The organism is Streptomyces olivoverticillatus (assembly GCF_014203555.1).
Taxonomy (GTDB): Bacteria; Actinomycetota; Actinomycetes; order Streptomycetales; family Streptomycetaceae; genus Streptomyces; species Streptomyces olivoverticillatus.
In genome coordinates this window covers 205,664-223,405 of sequence record NZ_JACHJH010000007.1, presented here as the reverse complement: position 1 = coordinate 223,405, position 17,742 = coordinate 205,664, and the positions used below count along the sequence as shown (strand labels likewise).

General features: G+C 71.5%; 18 protein-coding genes. 8 read left to right on the top strand and 10 right to left on the bottom strand.

What is annotated here, in order from left to right; all coding sequences use genetic code 11:
• Window positions 1-124 precede the first annotated feature (124 nt).
• The 3 genes from FHS39_RS22710 to FHS39_RS22700 form a co-directional block, all read right to left on the bottom strand.
• Entirely contained in the window at window positions 125-1,369 is a 1,245-nt protein-coding gene (locus tag FHS39_RS22710) for a GH25 family lysozyme (protein ID WP_184351268.1), read from the bottom strand.
• Window positions 1,366-2,271, bottom strand: coding sequence for a hypothetical protein (locus FHS39_RS22705; protein WP_184351267.1), 906 nt, complete (start codon window positions 2,269-2,271; stop codon window positions 1,366-1,368). The genes FHS39_RS22710 and FHS39_RS22705 overlap by 4 nt, the downstream gene beginning before the upstream one ends.
• Window positions 2,272-2,373: 102 nt before the next feature.
• Complete coding sequence (locus tag FHS39_RS22700; protein WP_184351266.1) at window positions 2,374-2,739, bottom strand: peptidase inhibitor family I36 protein; 366 nt, start codon at window positions 2,737-2,739, stop codon at window positions 2,374-2,376.
• Between the two features lie 221 nt (window positions 2,740-2,960).
• On the opposite strand from FHS39_RS22700, the gene FHS39_RS22695 reads away from it, so the two are divergent.
• Window positions 2,961-4,157 (top strand): sensor histidine kinase, encoded by a 1,197-nt coding sequence (locus tag FHS39_RS22695; RefSeq protein ID WP_221463095.1) that lies wholly within the window; start codon window positions 2,961-2,963, stop codon window positions 4,155-4,157.
• A 10-nt stretch (window positions 4,158-4,167) separates the two neighbouring features.
• On the opposite strand, the gene lysA is transcribed toward FHS39_RS22695, so the two are convergent.
• From lysA to FHS39_RS22680, 3 genes are all read right to left on the bottom strand, one after another.
• The gene (lysA, locus tag FHS39_RS22690) at window positions 4,168-5,514 is read right to left on the bottom strand and encodes a diaminopimelate decarboxylase (protein ID WP_425507809.1); all 1,347 of its coding nucleotides are present in this window, start codon (window positions 5,512-5,514) and stop codon (window positions 4,168-4,170) included.
• Window positions 5,515-5,546: 32 nt separating this feature from the next.
• Window positions 5,547-5,906, bottom strand: coding sequence for an SAV_915 family protein (locus FHS39_RS22685; RefSeq protein WP_184351265.1), 360 nt, complete (start codon window positions 5,904-5,906; stop codon window positions 5,547-5,549).
• A 229-nt stretch (window positions 5,907-6,135) separates the two neighbouring features.
• Window positions 6,136-6,963, bottom strand: a complete 828-nt coding sequence (locus FHS39_RS22680; RefSeq protein WP_184351264.1) for a helix-turn-helix transcriptional regulator — start codon at window positions 6,961-6,963, stop codon at window positions 6,136-6,138.
• A 188-nt stretch (window positions 6,964-7,151) separates the two neighbouring features.
• Here FHS39_RS22680 and FHS39_RS22675 point away from each other — a divergent pair, with 188 nt between their 5' ends.
• Window positions 7,152-8,837, top strand: a complete 1,686-nt coding sequence (locus tag FHS39_RS22675) for an AMP-binding protein (RefSeq protein ID WP_184351302.1) — start codon at window positions 7,152-7,154, stop codon at window positions 8,835-8,837.
• Window positions 8,834-10,477: an AMP-binding protein gene (locus FHS39_RS22670; protein WP_184351263.1), complete on the top strand. Its 1,644-nt coding sequence runs from the start codon at window positions 8,834-8,836 to the stop codon at window positions 10,475-10,477. Before FHS39_RS22675 ends, FHS39_RS22670 begins: the two co-directional genes overlap by 4 nt.
• Before the next feature lie 230 nt (window positions 10,478-10,707).
• Here the strand turns inward: FHS39_RS22670 and FHS39_RS22665 are convergent, their stop codons facing one another.
• The 4 genes from FHS39_RS22665 to FHS39_RS22650 all read right to left on the bottom strand — a co-directional run bounded on the left by FHS39_RS22665 (window position 10,708) and on the right by FHS39_RS22650 (window position 15,042).
• Window positions 10,708-11,418 carry a hypothetical protein gene (locus FHS39_RS22665; RefSeq protein WP_184351301.1) on the bottom strand — a complete coding sequence of 237 codons (711 nt, stop codon included), beginning with the start codon at window positions 11,416-11,418 and terminating at the stop codon, window positions 10,708-10,710.
• Between the two features lie 161 nt (window positions 11,419-11,579).
• A complete protein-coding gene (gcl, locus tag FHS39_RS22660) occupies window positions 11,580-13,286 on the bottom strand; it encodes a glyoxylate carboligase (protein ID WP_184351300.1) in 1,707 nt (568 codons plus the stop codon).
• Window positions 13,287-13,300: 14 nt separating this feature from the next.
• Complete coding sequence (locus FHS39_RS22655) at window positions 13,301-14,191, bottom strand: 2-hydroxy-3-oxopropionate reductase (protein WP_425507808.1); 891 nt, start codon at window positions 14,189-14,191, stop codon at window positions 13,301-13,303.
• Between the two features lie 32 nt (window positions 14,192-14,223).
• Entirely contained in the window at window positions 14,224-15,042 is an 819-nt protein-coding gene (locus FHS39_RS22650) for a TIM barrel protein (RefSeq protein ID WP_343069689.1), read from the bottom strand.
• 129 nt (window positions 15,043-15,171) lie between these two features.
• Between FHS39_RS22650 and FHS39_RS22645 the strand changes: the two genes are divergently transcribed.
• The 5 genes from FHS39_RS22645 (at window position 15,172) to pucL (ending at window position 17,699) form a co-directional block, all read left to right on the top strand.
• Window positions 15,172-15,423, top strand: coding sequence for a thiamine-binding protein (locus FHS39_RS22645; RefSeq protein WP_184351260.1), 252 nt, complete (start codon window positions 15,172-15,174; stop codon window positions 15,421-15,423).
• A gap of 44 nt (window positions 15,424-15,467) precedes the next feature.
• Window positions 15,468-15,770: a helix-turn-helix domain-containing protein gene (locus FHS39_RS22640; RefSeq protein ID WP_184351299.1), complete on the top strand. Its 303-nt coding sequence runs from the start codon at window positions 15,468-15,470 to the stop codon at window positions 15,768-15,770.
• 150 nt (window positions 15,771-15,920) lie between these two features.
• Window positions 15,921-16,436 (top strand): 2-oxo-4-hydroxy-4-carboxy-5-ureidoimidazoline decarboxylase, encoded by a 516-nt coding sequence (gene uraD, locus FHS39_RS22635; RefSeq protein WP_184351298.1) that lies wholly within the window; start codon window positions 15,921-15,923, stop codon window positions 16,434-16,436.
• Complete coding sequence (uraH, locus tag FHS39_RS22630; RefSeq protein ID WP_184351259.1) at window positions 16,433-16,795, top strand: hydroxyisourate hydrolase; 363 nt, start codon at window positions 16,433-16,435, stop codon at window positions 16,793-16,795. Before uraD ends, uraH begins: the two co-directional genes overlap by 4 nt.
• A gap of 4 nt (window positions 16,796-16,799) precedes the next feature.
• The gene (gene pucL, locus FHS39_RS22625) at window positions 16,800-17,699 is read left to right on the top strand and encodes a factor-independent urate hydroxylase (protein WP_184351258.1); all 900 of its coding nucleotides are present in this window, start codon (window positions 16,800-16,802) and stop codon (window positions 17,697-17,699) included.
• Window positions 17,700-17,742 lie beyond the last annotated feature (43 nt).

Genomic DNA, 17,742 nt, shown 5'->3' with positions numbered 1-17,742 from the left:
GAGCAGAACGGTGCCACAGGCCGCCAGTACGGCGGTGGGAGCGAAGCGGGTCACAGTGGATTCCTCTCGTGGGTCCGACTGGTGTGGTGGTTCCGACGGAGATGCTGCGCGATCTCCCGCGTGTTCACGAGAGCAACGCCAGCCATGTATTGGGGCCGATGACGCCGTCGGCGGTGAGGTGGTTGGCGTTCTGGAAGGCGATGACGGCGTCGCGTGTGCCGCCGCCGAACTGTCCGTCGACGTTCAGGGACGAGCCGTGGGAGTTCAGCAGTGACTGCACGGCCTTCACGGCCGGGCCGCTCGCACCCGACTGCGTGGTGACGACCAGGGCCTTCCAGGTGTTGGGCCCGATGACGCCGTCGGCGGTAAGGTGGTTGGCGTTCTGGAAGGCGATGACGGCGTCGCGTGTGCCGCTGCCGAATTGCCCGTCGACGTTCAGGGACGAGCCGTGGGAGTTGAGCAGGTACTGCGCGGCGGTCACCTGGGGGCCGCTCTGCCCCTGCTGCACGGCGGGCCAGTCGGGCGTCGTCGGCGGGCTGTAGTCACCGTTCGCGAACTTCTTCAGGTCCTGCAGCGAGCCGTTGAAGACGTCCTGGTCGCCCGGGAAGGGGCCCTTCTCCGCGGTCTGCCAGATCGCGTAGCCGGACCAGCCGTGGGGAAGGGGGCGGGGCGAGCCGTTGAAGTTGGCTATCCACAGCGGCGACTTCTTCGCGAAGGCCGCGGTGTTGCCGGTGCACTTGGACCACCAGTCGGTCGTCGTGTAGATGACCGGGTACCGCCCGGTCCGGGCGTGGTAACGGTCGACGAAGGCGCCGATCCAGCCGACCATCTGGCTCTGCCCGAGCCCGTAGCAGGCCGGCGCCCCGTGCACCGGGCTGTACTCGATGTCGAGCGCGCCGGGCAGCGTCTTGCCGTCCTTCTTCCAGCCGCCGCCCTGGTTGACGAAGTTGTCGGCCTGCGCCGCGCCGCCGGAATTCTCGGGCCGCGCGAAGTGGTAGGCGCCTCGGAGGAGACCGGCGGCGGCCGATCCGTTGTACTGCTGGGAGAAGTACGCGTTCTTGTAGGTCAGCCCCTCGGTCGCCTTGACGTAGGCGAAGGAGGCGCCGCCGGAGCGTACGGCGGACCAGTTCACGTTCCCCTGGTAGGCGCTGACGTCCAGGCCGCGCAGGCCCGTCTTCACCTGCGGCGCGACGGATCTGGCGGTCAGGGCGGCCAGGCCGGAGCCGGCGTGGTGGGCGTCCTCGGCGGTGGCCGTCGCGCCGGGCGGCACCGGCTCGCCCGCATGGGCGGCACCGGGCTGGGCGAAGGCGATCAGGGCGAGCGCACCGGCCGACAGGGCCAGGCAGCGGCGGCTCGTGAGCGTGCTCAATGCAGGTCATTCCCTTCGTGGTCGAGGGACATCCGGTGTGCGGTGTCGAGCGCGTGGCGGCGCAGCTCGCGCAGGTGAGCGAGGTCGGTGCTCCGGGCGCCGCGCAGGACGCCGTTGCGCGCGTCCTTCTGCGCGGCTGTCACGGCTTCGGCGAGCCGGGCGCGGTTCTGGCAGGCGGCGTCCTGTACGGCCATGGCGCGCAGGTCCTTGCGGACCGTGGCGGTGGCTTTCGCGTCCCCGTGGACGCTCTCCAAGACCTTCACGGCGTGGGGCGCCATCGCGTCCAGGGTCGTCACCGGGTAGTGCGCGCTCCGCAGGCATTCGGCCCACGAGCGCTGGGCCGCCGTGAACCGTGAATCCTTCTCGACTTGCGTGACGACGTCGTAGGAGAGCGTCTCGAAGGTGTGACGGAGGGCTTTCCAGTCCTTGCCGTAGAGCTGGTCCTGCGCCGTGTTGTAGCAACTGTCCGTGCGGACGGCGATTTCTCCGCCCAGCGGAAGGGGGATCGACTTCTGGTGCGCTTCGGTGCCGAAGAGGGCGGTGTTTTCGCGGTCGGGCAGTTCCGGGTCAGGGGACGGTTCAGATTCCTCGGGCAGCAGATAGCCGTCCGCCGACGCTGCCGATTTTGTGAGGAGACCGTAGGGATTCGACTGGACATCGGGCTTCCAAGAACCGTTCGGCACGCGGTAGGTGATCCCTTTGTCGCGCATGCAGCCTTCGACGAGCCGGTCCTCTGCCTGACGCAGCGCGGTCTGCTTGTCTGGCGAGAAGTCGATTTCCGGGAACGGTACGGGAAGTGCTTCCGCCGTCTCCGGGGCGGTGGCCGACGGCTTGTCGTCGCTGCTGGACAGTGCCCAGGAGCCGAGCGCGGCGCCGGCCCCGGCCAGCACGACGGTCGGCACTACGAGCGTACGCAGGGCCTTCCGCACTGGCGCGTCCTTCCGTTGAGCGAGTTCGAGGGGCGGCGTGCACCAGTGCCCGATGCGCGCCGCCCGTCAGGCGGTTCAGGTGTGGCACCACCGGTTGCTCTGGACGCCTGTGCTGCGGTATTCGGGAATGGCGTTGAGGTTGGGGTATCCCTCGTTGACGCTCAGCGTGTGCTTGACGCCGGAGTAGTTCCTCCCCCCGTACAGGTATGCGGTGCACTGCTTGCCCGAATTCCAGAGAGACTTCACGTACCGGAACTTCCAGTAGCCCGTGAGGTCCTTGTTGTTCTGCTGCACCTTCGCCGGACTGCCGCCGTAGTTCTCCGATCCGAAGGCACACAGGTACGTGCTGGGGCAGCCGTCGGCATGGGCCGGGGCGACGGAGACGCCCACGCCGATGGAGGTGGCAACTCCCAGGGTTGCGGCCAGAGCTCGAATCCTCATGCTCTTCTCTTTTCTTTCGAGAGGGTCCCGACACAAAGGAAGTTACCGACGGCTGTATGCGCCCGGAATCCGGTGCGGGGTTGAACTGCTTTCTGATACCGGTGTGGTGGTGCAAGCGGCCCGTATCAACCCAACGGTTGACGAACACCTCGTGCGGAAGACGCCGCCTCAACCCTGCGGTGTAGTCGCGACGTTCCCGTGCGCTCTGGCAAGCTGCGCGGATGCGCAACGTCGCAGCGTCACCGGTCCGGCGGCAGGTCATCGACGCGGTCATCGCCGTATCCGTGGCCGCCGTGACGGTGGCCTTCGCCCGGCAGTACCACCCCGACGGCTGGCGCCGGTTCGACCAGTACGCCGTCCTGATCAGCCTTGCGGTCAGCCTCCCGCTGGCACTTCGCCGCCGCGTCCCGTGGACCGTGCTCCTGGTCTCCACCGCCGGGCTCACCGCCTACACGGCGGCCGGCTACCAGCCGTCGATCAACGCCTGGGGTCCGGTCCTGGCCTTCTACACCCTCGCCACCGTCCTGCCACCGCGCCGCGCGGCACTGGGCGCGCTGCTGGTCGGCGGCGTTCAGGAGTACGCGGTCGTCGCCGCCCATGTCGTCAGCATCTGGACGGCCACCGGGCAGACCCTGGTGGTGATGGGCCTGGCCTGGGCCTTCGGCACCAACGTCCGTCGTGTGCGCGACCGCAACGACCGACTCACCGAGCTCACCCGCCGCCTCCAGGTCGAACAGGCGGCTCGCGCCCGGCACGCCGTGACCGAGGAGCGATTACGCATCGCCCGCGAGCTCCACGACGTGGTGGCGCACCACCTCTCCGTGATCTCCATCCAGAGCGGCCTCGCCCGGTACGTCTTCGACTCCGCCCCCGACACCGCCCGCACCGCCCTGGACACCGTCGCCGACACCGCCCACCGGTCGCTGGAGGAGATGCGCGGACTCCTGCAGGTGCTGCGCGTCCCGCCCGATGGCGGCGACGCCTCCGGGACGTCCACGGGCGAGGCCGGCACGGGCCTGGCCAAACTGCCGGAGCTGACCGAGCGCGTGAGCGCCTCGGGCGTCCCCGTGGAGATCGAGACGACGGGCGCGGCACGCCCGCTGCCGCCGGGGCCGGACCTGTGTGCCTACCGGATCGTCCAGGAAGCCCTGACCAACACCCTCAAACACGCGGCCCCGACCCGGGCGAGGGTCTCCCTGGTCTACTCCGCGGACCTCCTCACGGTCCACGTCACGGACGAGGGCCCGTCACCAGCCCGGGGTGCCGCGACCGAGCGCGTCCCGGGCAGCGGCCAGGGCCTCGTCGGCATGCGCGAACGGGCCCACCTCTACGGCGGCACGTTCGAGGCGGGCCCGCAGCAGGGAACGGCAGGCTACGAGGTCCGCTTCACCCTGCCGCTCGGACCTGCCGCCCAGTGACCGGCAACGGTCACTCACCCACATCCCGGACCCGCAGATCCTCCAGCGTCTCCCGCCGTATCAGCAGGCGCGCGCGGCCCTCCGATACCGCCGCGACCGGCGGGCGGCCCACCAGGTTGTACGCCGAGGCCATGGACACGTGGTAGGCCCCGGACGCCGGTACGCCCAGGACGTCCCCCGGGCGGATGTCGCCCGGCAGCGCCACGTCCTCCGCGAGGACGTCACCGGCCTCGCAGTGGCGGCCCACGACCGTCATCGTGCGTTCCGGGACCGAGGAGGCGCGGCCCACGAGGCGGACCGTGTAGCGGACGCCGTACAGCGCCGGGCGCGGGTTGTCGCTCATGCCGCCGTCGACGGCGACGAAGAGGCGGTCGCCGGTGGATTTGACCGCGAGGACGCGGTAGAGGGCGACGCCCGCGGGGCCCGCTATCCAGCGGCCCGGTTCGACGGTGAGACGGGGGACGGGGAGGTCGGCGTGGGCGCAGCGGAGGGCGAGTTCGGAGGTGACGCGCAGTGCGTACGGGCGCGGGTCGAGGGCCTGGTCGCCGTCGCGGTAGGGAATGGCGAAGCCGCCGCCGAGGTCGAGTTCGGGGAAGGTGACGCCGTGCACGTCGCGCAGCCGGGAGAGCAGGCCGACGAGCCGGCGGACGGCGGTGACGTAGGGATCGACGGAGGCGATCTGGGAGCCGAGGTGGCAGTGCAGACCGACGAGTTCGAGGCGGGGCTGCCCCAGCACGCGCACCACCGCGTCCTCGGCTTCGCCACCCGCGATGGGCAGCCCGAACTTCTGGCCCTCGACGCCGGTGCGTACGGCCGTGTGGGCACCGGCGGCGATGCCCGGGACGACGCGGACGAGGACGCGCTGGCGGCTGCCGGGCGGGACCAGGGCGGCGAGGCGGGCGATTTCGCCGGTGCTGTCGATGACGATCCGGCCCACGCCGAGCCGCAGGGCGGTGGCGAGGTCGGCGGGGCTCTTGGCGTTGCCGTGCAGGACGATGCGGTCGGCGGGGAAGCCGGTGTGGGCGGCGAGTTCGAGCTCGCCGGCGGAGCAGACGTCCAGGTGCAGGCCCTCCTCGTCGAGCCAGCGGAGCATGGCGCGGCAGAGGAAGGCCTTGCCCGCGTAGGCGACGTCGGCGTCGGGGAGGGCGGAGCGCCAGGCGCGGGCGCGATTGCGGACCTCGTCCTCGTCGATGACGTAGCAGGGGGTGCCGAAGCGGTCGGCGAGCTCGGCGAGGGGGACGCCGCCGATGGCGGTGCCGCCGGAGCGCAGGGTGCGGGTGGAGGCGGGCCAGACGGAGGCGGGCCCGGGCTCTTCGGGGAGGGGAGGCAGCGCTATGGGGGCGAGGGGGAGAGACACCGGTGGTCTCCTTCGGGTGAAGTGGCGAGGAGTCAGCCGGGGAGGTTCACGGGCCGCACGGCGGGGGCGGTCAGCTGGGGATCGACGGAGACCAGGGTGATGCCGAGAGGGACGGCGAGGGCGCGTACGGCGGCGAGGGAGAGGCGTACGGACCGCTGGTCGGGGCCGAGGCAGTCGGCCAGCTGGCGCCCGGTGGTGAAGGCGACGGCCGTGCGGGTGCCGAGGGGGGTGCGGAAGATGCGGAGGGCGAATCCGCCGGTGGGGCAGGGACGGACGGGGACGTGGAAGGGGCGGGCGGGATGAGAGGGGTCGCCGTCGTCGGCCGGGACGGTGGTGACGGTCGTTGCGGCGGCGACCGCGGCGGCTTCGGCAGGGGTTCGGCATACGTGCATTTCGGCTGCCCTCGGGGGTGTGGGGTGGCGGCGGTGCGCTTTCACGCTATGCCCGGTGGGGGCGGTGCCGAGTGCGACCTTGACAGCACATTGACCCCTCTTCGAGCTCCCTTGACGGGGTGTTGACGTGCGGGCCTCCGCCGGTTCACTTCCCCCGCCCCGCCCCCCTTGATCCGCGCTGATGTGCGCCGTCGTCGAACGCCGGACGGGCTGGTTCCGGCCGCCGCCGTCACGGCAGCACCCCCGCCCTCCGTGCCGCGACCACCGCCTCCAGGCGGGTCCGCGCCCCGAGCTTGCGCATGCCCGACCGCAGGTAGCTCTTGACCGTCTCCGGGCGCAGGCCCAACCGCTCCGCGGTCCCCGCGTTGGTCGCGCCCGAGGCCACGCACGTGAGGACGTCGACCTCACGCGGCGACAGGGCGACCGTCGCCGCCCCCGCCCTCGCCCCCGCACCGGCGTCCGACGGCGTGCCCGACGCCCGCGCCAGCCGGGCGCACGCCGCCAGCAGCTCCTCCCGCAGCGCGGGATCCGTGACGCGCCGGGCGAGCGTCCGGAGTTCGCCGTGGGCCTCGCGGACCTCTTCCCAGACGGCGCCCGAGCCGGCGGACAGCAGCTGCCCGACCTCGTCTTGAACGGCCAGGTTCTGCTCCAGCTCGCGGGCCACGCCGACCGCGGCCGTCAGTGAGCGGTCGCCGAGGGCCAGCGGGCGGCGCAGGGCGCCGTAGAGGACGCCGCGCACCCGGCCCCGTACGACCACGGGCACGGCCAGCACCGAGCGCAGGCCCTCGGCCGCCACCGCGGCGTCGTACTCGTGGGTGATGGCGTGCGAGGAGCGGTAGTCGGTCACCGACAGCGGGCGGCCCAGCACGGCGGCCTTGCCGCCGAGGCCGGTGCCCGTGCGAATCGCGAGGCCCCGCAGGACCGTCGAGGTCGTGCCGGTCATGTCCGAGATGCGGAACTGCCGGGCGTCCGTGGACAGTCCGCCGAAGGCCACCGGCAGCCCGGCCTCCGTCCGCAGTCGTTGCAGCGCCGCCCGTATCCCGCCCGCATCACCCATGGCCGCCCCCGCTTCACCACGTCGAAGTTTTGGAAGAATCACAACAGGGGCTGGGGCCACTGCAACCTCGCGCTCCCCAGCCACCACTGCCACCCCCGTCCGGGGGTGGCCGGACGCGCAACACCGTCGCACGATGCTAACCAGCGGCTCGACGAAGCGCCCGGCAATCAGGAGGACATGTGACGGCAATGGACCCGACCGGCGCGGCCGGTCCCGCGAGCGAGTTCAAGGCGGCGCGGGACTTCCTGCTCGCGCACCGGGAGGACTGCGCCGCGGCTTACGAGGGATTCACCTGGCCCCGCCCGCAACGCTTCAACTGGGCGCTCGACTGGTTCGACGCGATCGCGCGCGGCAACGACCGCACCGCCTTGTGGATCGTCGAGGAGGACGGCGGCGAGGTCCGGCTCTCCTTCGACGCCCTGCGCCGCCGCTCCGACCGGGTCGCCAACTGGCTGCGCGCGCAGGGCGTCCGGGCAGGTGACCGCATCGTCGTCATGCTGGGCAACCAGACCGAGCTGTGGGAGACGGCGCTGGCGGCGATGAAGCTGCGCGCCGTCGTCATCCCCGCCACCCCGCTGCTGGGCCCCGCCGACCTCACCGACCGCATCGGCCGCGGCGAGGCCCGGCACGTGATCGTACGGGCGGCCGACACCGGCAAGTTCGCGCAGGTGCCGGGGGGTTACACCCGGATCGCGGTCGGCGGGACGGACGAGGCCGGCTGGCTCGCCTACGAGGACGCGTACGCCGCCGACGAGAGCTTCACCCCCGACGGGCCGACCGCCGCCGATGAAACCCTGCTTCTCTACTTCACCTCCGGCACCACCGCCCAGCCCAAGCTCGTCGAGCACAGCCACATCTCTTACCCCATCGGGCACTTGAGCACCATGTACTGGATCGGGCTGCTCCCCGGGGACGTCCACCTCAACATCTCCTCGCCCGGCTGGGCCAAGCACGCCTGGTCCAACCTCTTCGCCCCCTGGAACGCCGAAGCCACCGTCTTCGTCTTCAACTACCGACGCTTCGACGCCGCCCGCCTCATGGCCGAGATGGACCGCTGCGGCGTCACCTCCTTCTGCGCCCCGCCCACCGTGTGGCGGATGCTCATCCAGGCCGACCTGCGGGCGCTGCGCACGCCCCCGCGCGAGGCCGTCGCCGCGGGCGAACCCCTCAACCCCGAGGTCATCGAGGCCGTGCGGCGGGCGTGGGGCGTGACCATCCGCGACGGATTCGGGCAGACCGAGACCTCGGTCCAGGTGGCCAACACGCCCGGACAGCCGCTCAAGACGGGGTCGATGGGGCGGCCGGTGCCGGGCTTCCGCGTCGTCCTCCTCGACCCCGTCACCGGGGAGACCGCCGACGAGGGGGAGATCGCCCTCGATCTCTCCGAGCGGCCCGTCGGCCTGATGACCGGCTATGCGGGTGACCCCGGGCGCACCGCCGAGGCCATGGCGGGTGGCCACTACCGCACCGGCGACATCGCCTCCCGCGACGAAGACGGATATCTCACCTACATCGGGCGCGCCGATGACGTCTTCAAATCAAGTGATTACAAGATCAGCCCCTTCGAGCTGGAGAGCGCCCTCCTGGAGCACGAAGCCGTCGCCGAAGCCGCCGTCGTCCCCGCGCCCGACCCGCTGCGGCTGTCCGTGCCCAAGGCATACGTCGTCCTCGCCGAGGGCTGGGAGCCCGGCCCCGTGACCGCCAAGGCGATCTTCGCCCACTCCCGGGCCGTGCTCGCCCCCTACAAGCGCGTGCGCCGACTGGAGTTCGCCGAGCTGCCCAAGACCGTGTCCGGCAAGATCCGCCGGATCGCCCTGCGCGAGCACACCGCACAGGGCGGCGGAGACGAGTACCGAGAGGAAGACCACCGGTGAGCACACCCTCCCCCTCCTACGCGGCGGGCCCCACCGACACCCCGCTGCTCGACGACACCATCGGCGCCAACCTGGCCCGCACCGTCGAACGCTTCGGCGACCGCGATGCGCTCGTCGACGTCCACGGCGGGCGCCGGTGGACGTACGCGGAGTTCGGGCGCGCGGTCGAAGAGGTCGCGCTGGGTCTGCTCGCCAAGGGCGTGGCCAAGGGCGACCGGGTGGGCATCTGGGCCGTCAACTGCCCCGAGTGGGTCATGGTGCAGTACGCCACCGCCCGCATCGGCGCGATCATGGTCAACATCAACCCGGCCTACCGGGTGCACGAACTGGGCTACGTACTGCGCCAGGCGGAGATCAGCGTGCTCGTCTCCTCCACCGAACACCGCACCAGCGACTACCGCCGCATGATCGAGCAGGTGCGCTCCTCCTGTCCGGCGCTGCGCGACGTCGTCTACATCGACGACCCGACCTGGACCGGGCTGCTGCGGCTGGGCGCCGGCGTCCCGCCCGAGCGGCTGGCCGAGCGCGCGTCACGGCTGCGCAGCACCGACCCCGTCAACATCCAATTCACCTCGGGCACCACCGGCTTCGCCAAGGGCGCCACCCTCTCGCACCGCAACATCCTCAATAACGGCTACTTCGTGGGAGAGACCCTGGGCTACACCGAAGCGGACCGCATCGCCCTGCCCGTGCCCTTCTACCACTGCTTCGGCATGGTCATGGGCAATCTCGCCGCCACCAGCCACGGTGCCTGCGTGGTCATCCCGGCCCCGGCCTTCGACGCCACCGCCACCCTCCACGCCGTCGAACGCGAGCGCTGCACCTCGCTCTACGGCGTCCCCACCATGTTCATCGCCGAGCTGGGCCTGCCCGACTTCGCCACCTACGACCTGACCTCGCTGCGCACCGGCATCATGGCGGGCTCGCCGTGCCCGGCCGAGGTGATGAAGCGGGTCGTCGCCGAGATGCACATGGCCGAGGTCGCCATCTGCTACGGAATGACCGAGACCTCCCCGGTCTCCACCCAGACCCGGCGCGACGACGACCTCGACCGCCGCACCGGCACGGTCGGCCGGGTGCTCCCGCACATCGAGGTGAAGGTCACCGACCCGGCCACCGGCGCCACGGTCCCCCACGGCGAACCCGGCGAGCTGTGCACCCGCGGCTACTCGGTGATGCTGGGCTACTGGAACGAGCCGGAGCGCACCGCGGAGGCCGTCGACGCGGAGGGCTGGATGCACACCGGCGACCTCGCGCTGATGGACGAGGACGACTACGTGCAGATCGTCGGCCGCATCAAGGACATGATCATCAGAGGTGGCGAGAACGTCTACCCGCGGGAGATCGAGGAGTTCCTCTACTCCCACCCCAAGATCTCCGACGTGCAGGTCATCGGCGTGCCCGACGAGAGTTACGGCGAGGAGATCATGGCTTGCGTCATCCTGCGCGACCCCGCCGAGACCCTCACCCGCGACGAGCTGGCCCGCTACTGCCGCGGCCGGCTGGCCCACTACAAGGTGCCGAAGTACCTGCGGATCATGGAGGCGTTCCCCATGACCGTCAGCGGCAAGGTGCGCAAGGTGGAGCTGCGCCGCGAGGCGGCGGCGTCACTCGACCCGACAGTGCCCGTACGGTCGTAGGGACACGGCAGCGGGGCGGCCCTTCCCGGGCCGCCCCGCCATCCCCCGTGCCGTGAAACCCTTTTCCCCCCGTACATCCCCCGCTGTTTCCCCCGTGGATCCCCCCGTGGGCGGGTCCGCGCTCCCCCGTGCGTCCGCGGGCCCTTGCACAGTCTCCGCCCGAGCGAGCTCAACTCGCCATGAGCAACGGCTGTTTCAGAGCAAGAATTGAGCTTTGCGGGGCGCCCGGCTCAGCCCTGGCCGCGGCGCACCAGCTCGTCGGCCCAGTCGTTGAGGGCCTGCGGCGTGCCGGTCAGATCCATCACGAACAGCGGAAGCCGCAGGTCGTCCGCGCGGCAGCGCGCGTCGGGAGCGTAGCCCGCGAGGGAGAAGCAGACGCCGGTCACCGAGTCGAGCAGGCCGTACAGCCACAGGCATTCGATGTCGCGCAGGGTGGTGGGGAGAGTGGTCGGGTCCACCCGGGCCACGAGACCGGTGGCGCGCAGGTCCACCCCGGAGGCCGTGGGCGCGGGGCAGTTGCCCGGACGGCGTACGTCCGAGTAGCCGAGCCAGCGCAGATAGCGCTCGGCGGCCATCACCGCATCGCGCTCGGTGCGGATGGCGACCGGCCGGAAGGCGGGACGGCGCTGCACGACGCGCGGCCGACGCGGCGGCTGACCGTCGGGCGCGGCGCCGTCGCGCACCGGCTGGACGGGCAGGCGCACCACCGCCCCGCACGAGCAGCCGAACTCGGGCCGGGGCCACTGGCCCTGGCGGTCGCAGGCCGGGCAGCGGACCGCCACCCAGGAATCGCGCCAGGTGCGCTGGGCCATTAACTCGGGCTCGGCGTCCGGCAGTACGGGCAGGGTGAGCGGTGCGCCGCAGGCGCAAGGGAAGGTGGGCGGGGTGAAGGAGTGCTCCCGGCGGCACGTGGGGCAGTGCACCGGCACGCTCTTGGCCATCTTCGGCTCCAGCGAGGGGTCCGTAGGGGTTGTGGGGTACCCCATCGTCCACGATGTCGGCGCGGCCGGGGAGCGATTCGCCCAAGGCGTCAAGGGTCCGGGCGGCGGTGCCTCGGGGCGCGACGGGACGGTGGCACCGCCGCCCGGGGTCGGGGGCGCGGTCAGGGCAGCGGCTCGAACTCCTCGACCGCGTCGATGTCCGGACCGTGCGGCGTGTTCGCCTCGCGCTCGATCATGATCTCGACCAGCACCGGCCGGGAGGTCGACACGGCCTCCTTGCGGGCCCACTCGATGGCGGTCCGGATGTCCGCGGGGTCGGTGACGCGGCGCCCCGCGCAGCCGTACGCCTCCATGAGCTTGACGTTGTCGGTGCCGCTCTCGTCGTAGTGGATGTCGACCTGGTAGTTCATTCCGTAGCCGCGCGACGCCTGCCGGATCAGGCCCAGGTACTCGTTGTTGAGCATGATCAATACGAACGGCACGTCGTACTGCGCCGCGACGGCCAGCTCCTCGACGGTGTACTGGAAGCCGTAGTCGCCGACGATGCCCACCACTTCCGTCCCGCCGCGGCCCATGCCCTCCAGCGCCTTCTTGACGCCGATGGCGGCCGGGACCTCCCAGCCCAGCGGCCCGGCCTGGCCGCAGACCTGGTAGCGGCGGGGCAGATGGGCCTTCTGGTGCTGTCCGCCCCAGATCTGGTACAGGCCGATGGCGGTGACGAAGTAGGTGTCGGCGCCGAAGACTTCGTTGATCTCCTTGTAGACCCGCGGCGCCTTGACCGGGACCGCATCGAAGTCCTCGCGGCGGACGAGCGTCCGCTTCAGCTCCCGGCAGCGCTCGGTCCAGGGGCCGTAGTCGGGTGCCGACCCGCGGGCCTTGGCGGCGTCCAGCAGCGCCGCGAGGAAGAGCCGGGCGTCGGAGACGATGCCGAGGTCGGGTTCGATCACCTTGCCGAGCTGGGTGGGTTCGACGTCCACGTGGACGAAGGTGCGCTCGCCCCGGTAGACGGAGAGGTCGGCTCCGGTGTGCCGGTCGCCGAAGCGGGCGCCGACGGCGAGCACGAAGTCGGACTCCAGGAAGGAGGCGTTGGCATACCGCTGCGAGGTCTGGATGCCGGTGGTGCCCAGGTGCAGCTCGTGGTCGTCCTCGATGACGCCCTTGCCCATCAGCGTGACCTGGAACGGCACCCGCAGGTGCTCCACCAGCGCCCGCAGCTCGTCCGCCGCCTCGGCGAGGATCACCCCGCCCCCGGCCAGGACCAGCGGACGCCGTGCGGCCAGCAGCAGATCGAGGGCGGCCTCGACGCGCGGCGGGTGCGGCGGGGCGGTCCGCAGGGGCAGCGGGGCGTCCGTCGCGGCGTCGTAGCGGATCGTCTGCCGGGCGATGTCCAGCGGGATGTCGATGAGGACGGGCCCGGGCCGGCCCTCGCGGGCGATGCGGAACGCCTCGCGGAAGACCCAGGGGATCTGGGCGGCCTCCTTGATCTGCACCGCCCACTTGGTGACGGGCCGGGCGATCGAGACGATGTCGACCGCCTGGAAGGCCTCTTGGTGCAGCTTGCCGGAGACGGCCTGGCCGGTGATGCAGAGCATGGGGATGGAGTCGGCGAAGGCCGTGTACAGGCCGGTGACGAGGTTGGTGCCGCCCGGCCCGGAGGTGGCGATGGCCACGCCGACGCGGCCGTTGGTACGGGCCCAGCCGTCGGCCATGTGTGTCGCGCCCTCTTCGTGGCGGACGGTCAGGTGCTCGATGCCGCCGCACACCTCCATCGCCTTGTACAGCGGAAGGATCGCGGCGCCGGGGCAGCCGAAGGCGACGTCGACGCCCTCGTCCTTGAGGATGTGCACGGCCGCCTGCATGACGGGCATGGTGACGGCCCGCGTCACGAGGCCACCCCCGACAGCCGCTCGACGCCGCGCAGCAGCGCCGAGTGGTCCAGGTGGCCGTCGCCCTGCGCGCGCGCCGCCGCGATCAGCTGGGCCACGAGGCCGCCGACGGGCAGTGCGGCGCCCAGCGCGCGGGCGGCCGTGGTGACGATGCCCATGTCCTTGTGGTGCAGGTCGATCCGGAAGCCCGGGGGGAACGCGTGGCCGAGGAAGTTGTCCCGCTTGCGGGCGAGGACGGCCGACCCGGCGAGACCGCCGCCGAGCACGTCGAGGGCGGCGGCGAGGTCGACGCCGGCCTTCCGCAGGAAGACGACGGCTTCGGCGGCGGCCTGGAGGTGCACGGCGACGATCAGCTGGTTGGCGGCCTTCACGGTCTGGCCGGCGCCGTGCGGGCCGCAGCGCACGATGGTGGTGCCGAGCGCTGCGAAGAGCGGCCGGGCCTCGTCGAAGTCGCCCTCCCCGCCGCCGACCATGATCGACAGGCTGCCTTCGACGGCACCGGCCTCCCCGCCGGACACGGGCGCGTCCAGCACGCGGATGCGGCGGGGCGCGGCGGCCGCGGCGAGGGCGACGGAGGTCCGCGGGTCGACCGACGACATGTCGACGAGCAGGGTGCCGGGAGCCGCATGGGCGAGGATGCCGTCCTCGCCGTGGGCGACGGCCTCCACGTCGGGGGAGCCGGGGAGCATGGTGACGACGACGTCGGCGCCCCGGACGGCTTCGCGGACCGAGGCGGCGGCGGTTCCGCCGCTCGCCGCGAGCCGGTCGAGCTTGTGCGCCTCAAGGGTGTGACCGGTCACGGAGTACCCGGCCTTGAGCAGGTTTTCGGCCATGGGTGCCCCCATGATGCCGAGGCCTATCCAGGCGACGCGGGGAAGTGCGGACATGGGGGTCCTTTCCATCAAGGGTGGTCGAGCCATCAGAGGCGGTCGAGCCAGGCGAAGTCCGGGGGCCCGCCGCCGGGCGCCGTGTACTCCAGGCCGATCGGGCCCTCGTACCCGGCCTTCCTCAGGCGTCCCAGCAGTTCGCCCAGCGGCAGCGCCCCCGTGCCGGGGGCGCCACGGCCCGGGACGTCCGCGATCTGCACGTGCCCGGCCCGGGCCGCGTGGCGGTCGATGACCGCGGGCAGGTCCTCGCCGCCCATGGCCAGGTGGTAGAGGTCCATCAGGAAGCGCGCGTTGTCCAGGCCCGTCGTGGCGTTGACCTTGTCGGCCAGGGCGACGGCCTGCGCCGCGGTGGTGACCGGATAGCGCGCGGACTCCACCGCGTTGAGGGCCTCGATGAGCAGCATGGCCCCCACGCGGTCGGCGGCCTGCGCCGCGTACGCCAGGTTCTCCAGGGCGAGGCCGTCCTGGAGGCGGGGGTCTGCGCCCTGGATGCGGTTTCCGTGGAGCGCGTTGAGCGCCCGGCACCCGACGGAGTGGGCGAAGTCGGCGGCCACGGCGACGTTGGCCCGGAACCGCTCGGATTCCGCGCCCGGCAGCGACAGCGCGCCCCGGTCGGGCCCCGGCAACCGCCCGGCGTAGAAGTTCAGCCCGACCAGCTGTGTCCCGGCATCGGTCAACGCCTGGCGCAGGGCGGCCAGTTCGGCCTCGGGCGGCGTGGGGGAGTCCGGCCAGGGCCACCACAGCTCGACCTCGGTGAACCCGGCGGCCGCAGCGGCCGCGGGCCGCTCCAGCAGCGGCAGCCCGGTGAAGAGGATCGAGAGGTTGACGTCGAATCGGTGAGCTCGCGGCACGGCGAGTTCCTTCCGTGTTCCGTAATGCGGAAAACAACTTCCATTACTCGGAGGGGAGAGTGACGCCGGAGCTCCGGAGCTGTCAAGAGCCCCTGCCCGGGTGCGGCCCGCGCCCAGTACGTTGGCCGCGTGCGATTGAGAGTGGAGTTCACGACCGAACCGTTCGACCTCGACGAGCCCCCACGGCATGCGGTGGTGGCCCGCGAGGTGGTCCAGGGCGCAGGCCTGGACGCCGTCGAGGTGGGCCCGTTCGGCAATACCGTCGAAGGCCGCGCCGACGCCGTCCTCACCGCGCTCGACGAGCTGCTGCGCAGGTCGCTGGGGGCGGGGGCGACGCGGGTGTCGTTGCAGGTCAACGTGGTTGAGGGAGAGGGTGCGTGAGCGAGCACCCGTTCCGTGCGGCGGTCGCCCCGCTGGTGGCCGCCATGGGGGGCAGCCTCCTCGAACCGGAGCAGGCCGAAGCCGATGACGTGGTCCTCTCCTGGGAGGGCCGGCCGGTCGTCGCCGTGCGGCTGCCGCGGCTGTCCGACTCCCTGGACGGCATCCTCGCCGACCTCGAACGCCGCCACGGCATGCCGCTGGCGGACCTGGACCGCAAGACCAAACAGTCGGTGGTCCGCAATCTCGAGGCCCGCGGCGCCTTCACCCTCCGCCACGGCGTCGAAACCGTCGCGACGGCCCTGGGAGTCAGCCGCTTCACGGTCTACAACTACCTGAACCGGGAGTAGCCGGCCCTCCTTTTTCAACGCCCCTCCATTTTCAACAAACTGTTGACGCCGTGTTGCCGAAGGCGTTAGCTATGCGCAGCTCATCCGAGCGCCGTCCGAAGCGCCACGGAGGTTGCCGTGACTTCGAGTTCGACTTCTCCCGCGAGTGCCATGCCGGGGCTCGCCCGGTTCAATGCGGCCGACGGCGATGTGGCGCTGGCCCTGCTGCGGGAGGTCTGTGCCAGTGCCGCGTGGGCGAGGGAGATCCTCGCCCGGCGGCCGTACCCCGATGCCGAAGCGCTGCTCGGTGCCAGTGATGCCGCCGTGGCGGCACTGGGCACCGGCGACCTCGACGAGGCGGTGGCCGGGCATCCGCCGATCGGGCGGCCCGCACCGGGGGATCCGGTCTCCGCGCGCGAGCAGCGCGGCATGGCCGGGGCCCCCGCCGGGCTCAGAGCGGAGATGCTGGAGCTCAACCTGGCCTACCAGGAGAAGTTCGGGCACGTCTTCCTCATCTGCGCCACCGACCTCACCGCCGAACACCTGTATGACGCTATCCGTAACCGGATGGACAACACACCGGAACGCGAGCGCGAGATCGTTCGTGGGGAGTTGGGCAGAATCAACCGCCTCCGGCTGGCCCGGCTGGCCGTCCACCCCGTGAGCGAAGGAGCGACCCGGCCATGAGCACCCAGCCGACGAGCGCATCCGTCTCCACCCACGTCCTGGACACCGCGGCCGGACGCCCCGCCGCGGGGATCACCGTCGAGCTGGCCGTCCGGGACCGAGGCGACGGCGCATGGACCGCGGCCGGAGCCTCGAGCACCGACGCCGACGGCCGGTGCACGGATCTTCCGCCGCTCCCGGCGGGCGCCGTCCACGCGAGGCTTCGCTTCGAGGCCGAGACCTATCTGTCCCACGAGCCGGCCGACGGCGCAGCCTTCTTCCCGGAGGTGACGGTGGCCTTCGCCGTCGCACCGGGCGAGCACTACCACGTACCCCTGCTGCTCAGTCCGTTCGGCTACTCCGTATACCGAGGGAGCTAGCACCGTGATCCTTGGTCAGAACCAGTACGGCAAGGCCGAGAACCGCGTCGTCAGAATTGTCCGCGACGGCGCCACGCACCACATCAAGGACCTCAACGTCTCCGTCTCCCTCTCCGGCGACATGGACGAGGTCCATCTGTCCGGATCCAACGCCAACGTCCTGACCACGGACGCCACCAAGAACACCGTCTTCGCCTTCGCCAAGGAACACGGCATCGCCTCGGCCGAGCAGTTCGGCATTCACCTCGCCCGGCACTTCGTCACCAGCCGGCAGTCCATCACCACCGCCCGCATCCGGGTGGAGGAGTACGCCTGGGAACGCATCGAGACCCCCGGGCCCAAGCGCCACTCCTTCGTCCGCACGAACCAGGAGACGCGCACCGCGCAGATCACCTACGCCGGCGGGCCGGACGGCTGGCAGATCATCTCGGGGCTCAAGGACCTCGTCGTCATGAACTCCACCGACTCGGAGTTCCGCGGCTACGTCAAGGACCGCTACACCACGCTGCCCGAGACCGCCGACCGCATCCTCGCGACCGAAGTGCACGCCCGGTGGCGGCACTCCGGCACCGACGGAGCCGAACCGGAACCGGGCCACTGGGACCACTCCTACGCGCAGGTGCGGGAGCACCTGCTGCACGCCTTCGCCGAGACCTACTCCCTCTCCCTCCAGCAGACGCTCTACCAAATGGGCGCCCGCGTCATCGACAAGTGTCCCGGCATCGACGAAATCCGGCTCTCCCTCCCCAACAAGCACCACTTCCTCGCCGACTTGGAACCCTTCGGCCTCAAGAACGACAACGAGGTCTACTTCGCGGCCGACCGCCCCTACGGCCTCATCGAGGCGACCATCCTGCGCGACGGCGCCGAGGCCGGCATACCGGCGGACCTGACGAACCTTTGACACCCCACGGCCGTACACCCCGCGTCTGCACACCCCCAGAGGA

What these genes read in the sequence shown, in the direction of transcription:
- FHS39_RS22700 (WP_184351266.1), bottom strand. Translation starts at nt 2,739, where the DNA reads ATGAGGATTCGAGCTCTGGCCGCAACCCTGGGAGTTGCCACCTCCATC.
- FHS39_RS22695 (WP_221463095.1), top strand. Translation starts at nt 2,961, where the DNA reads ATGCGCAACGTCGCAGCGTCACCGGTCCGGCGGCAGGTCATCGACGCG.
- FHS39_RS22685 (WP_184351265.1), bottom strand. Translation starts at nt 5,906, where the DNA reads ATGCACGTATGCCGAACCCCTGCCGAAGCCGCCGCGGTCGCCGCCGCA.
- FHS39_RS22680 (WP_184351264.1), bottom strand. Translation starts at nt 6,963, where the DNA reads ATGGGTGATGCGGGCGGGATACGGGCGGCGCTGCAACGACTGCGGACG.
- FHS39_RS22675 (WP_184351302.1), top strand. Translation starts at nt 7,152, where the DNA reads ATGGACCCGACCGGCGCGGCCGGTCCCGCGAGCGAGTTCAAGGCGGCG.
- FHS39_RS22665 (WP_184351301.1), bottom strand. Translation starts at nt 11,418, where the DNA reads ATGGCCAAGAGCGTGCCGGTGCACTGCCCCACGTGCCGCCGGGAGCAC.
- gcl (WP_184351300.1), bottom strand. Translation starts at nt 13,286, where the DNA reads ATGCCCGTCATGCAGGCGGCCGTGCACATCCTCAAGGACGAGGGCGTC.
- FHS39_RS22655 (WP_425507808.1), bottom strand. Translation starts at nt 14,191, where the DNA reads ATGTCCGCACTTCCCCGCGTCGCCTGGATAGGCCTCGGCATCATGGGG.
- FHS39_RS22640 (WP_184351299.1), top strand. Translation starts at nt 15,468, where the DNA reads ATGGGGGGCAGCCTCCTCGAACCGGAGCAGGCCGAAGCCGATGACGTG.
- uraD (WP_184351298.1), top strand. Translation starts at nt 15,921, where the DNA reads ATGCCGGGGCTCGCCCGGTTCAATGCGGCCGACGGCGATGTGGCGCTG.
- uraH (WP_184351259.1), top strand. Translation starts at nt 16,433, where the DNA reads ATGAGCACCCAGCCGACGAGCGCATCCGTCTCCACCCACGTCCTGGAC.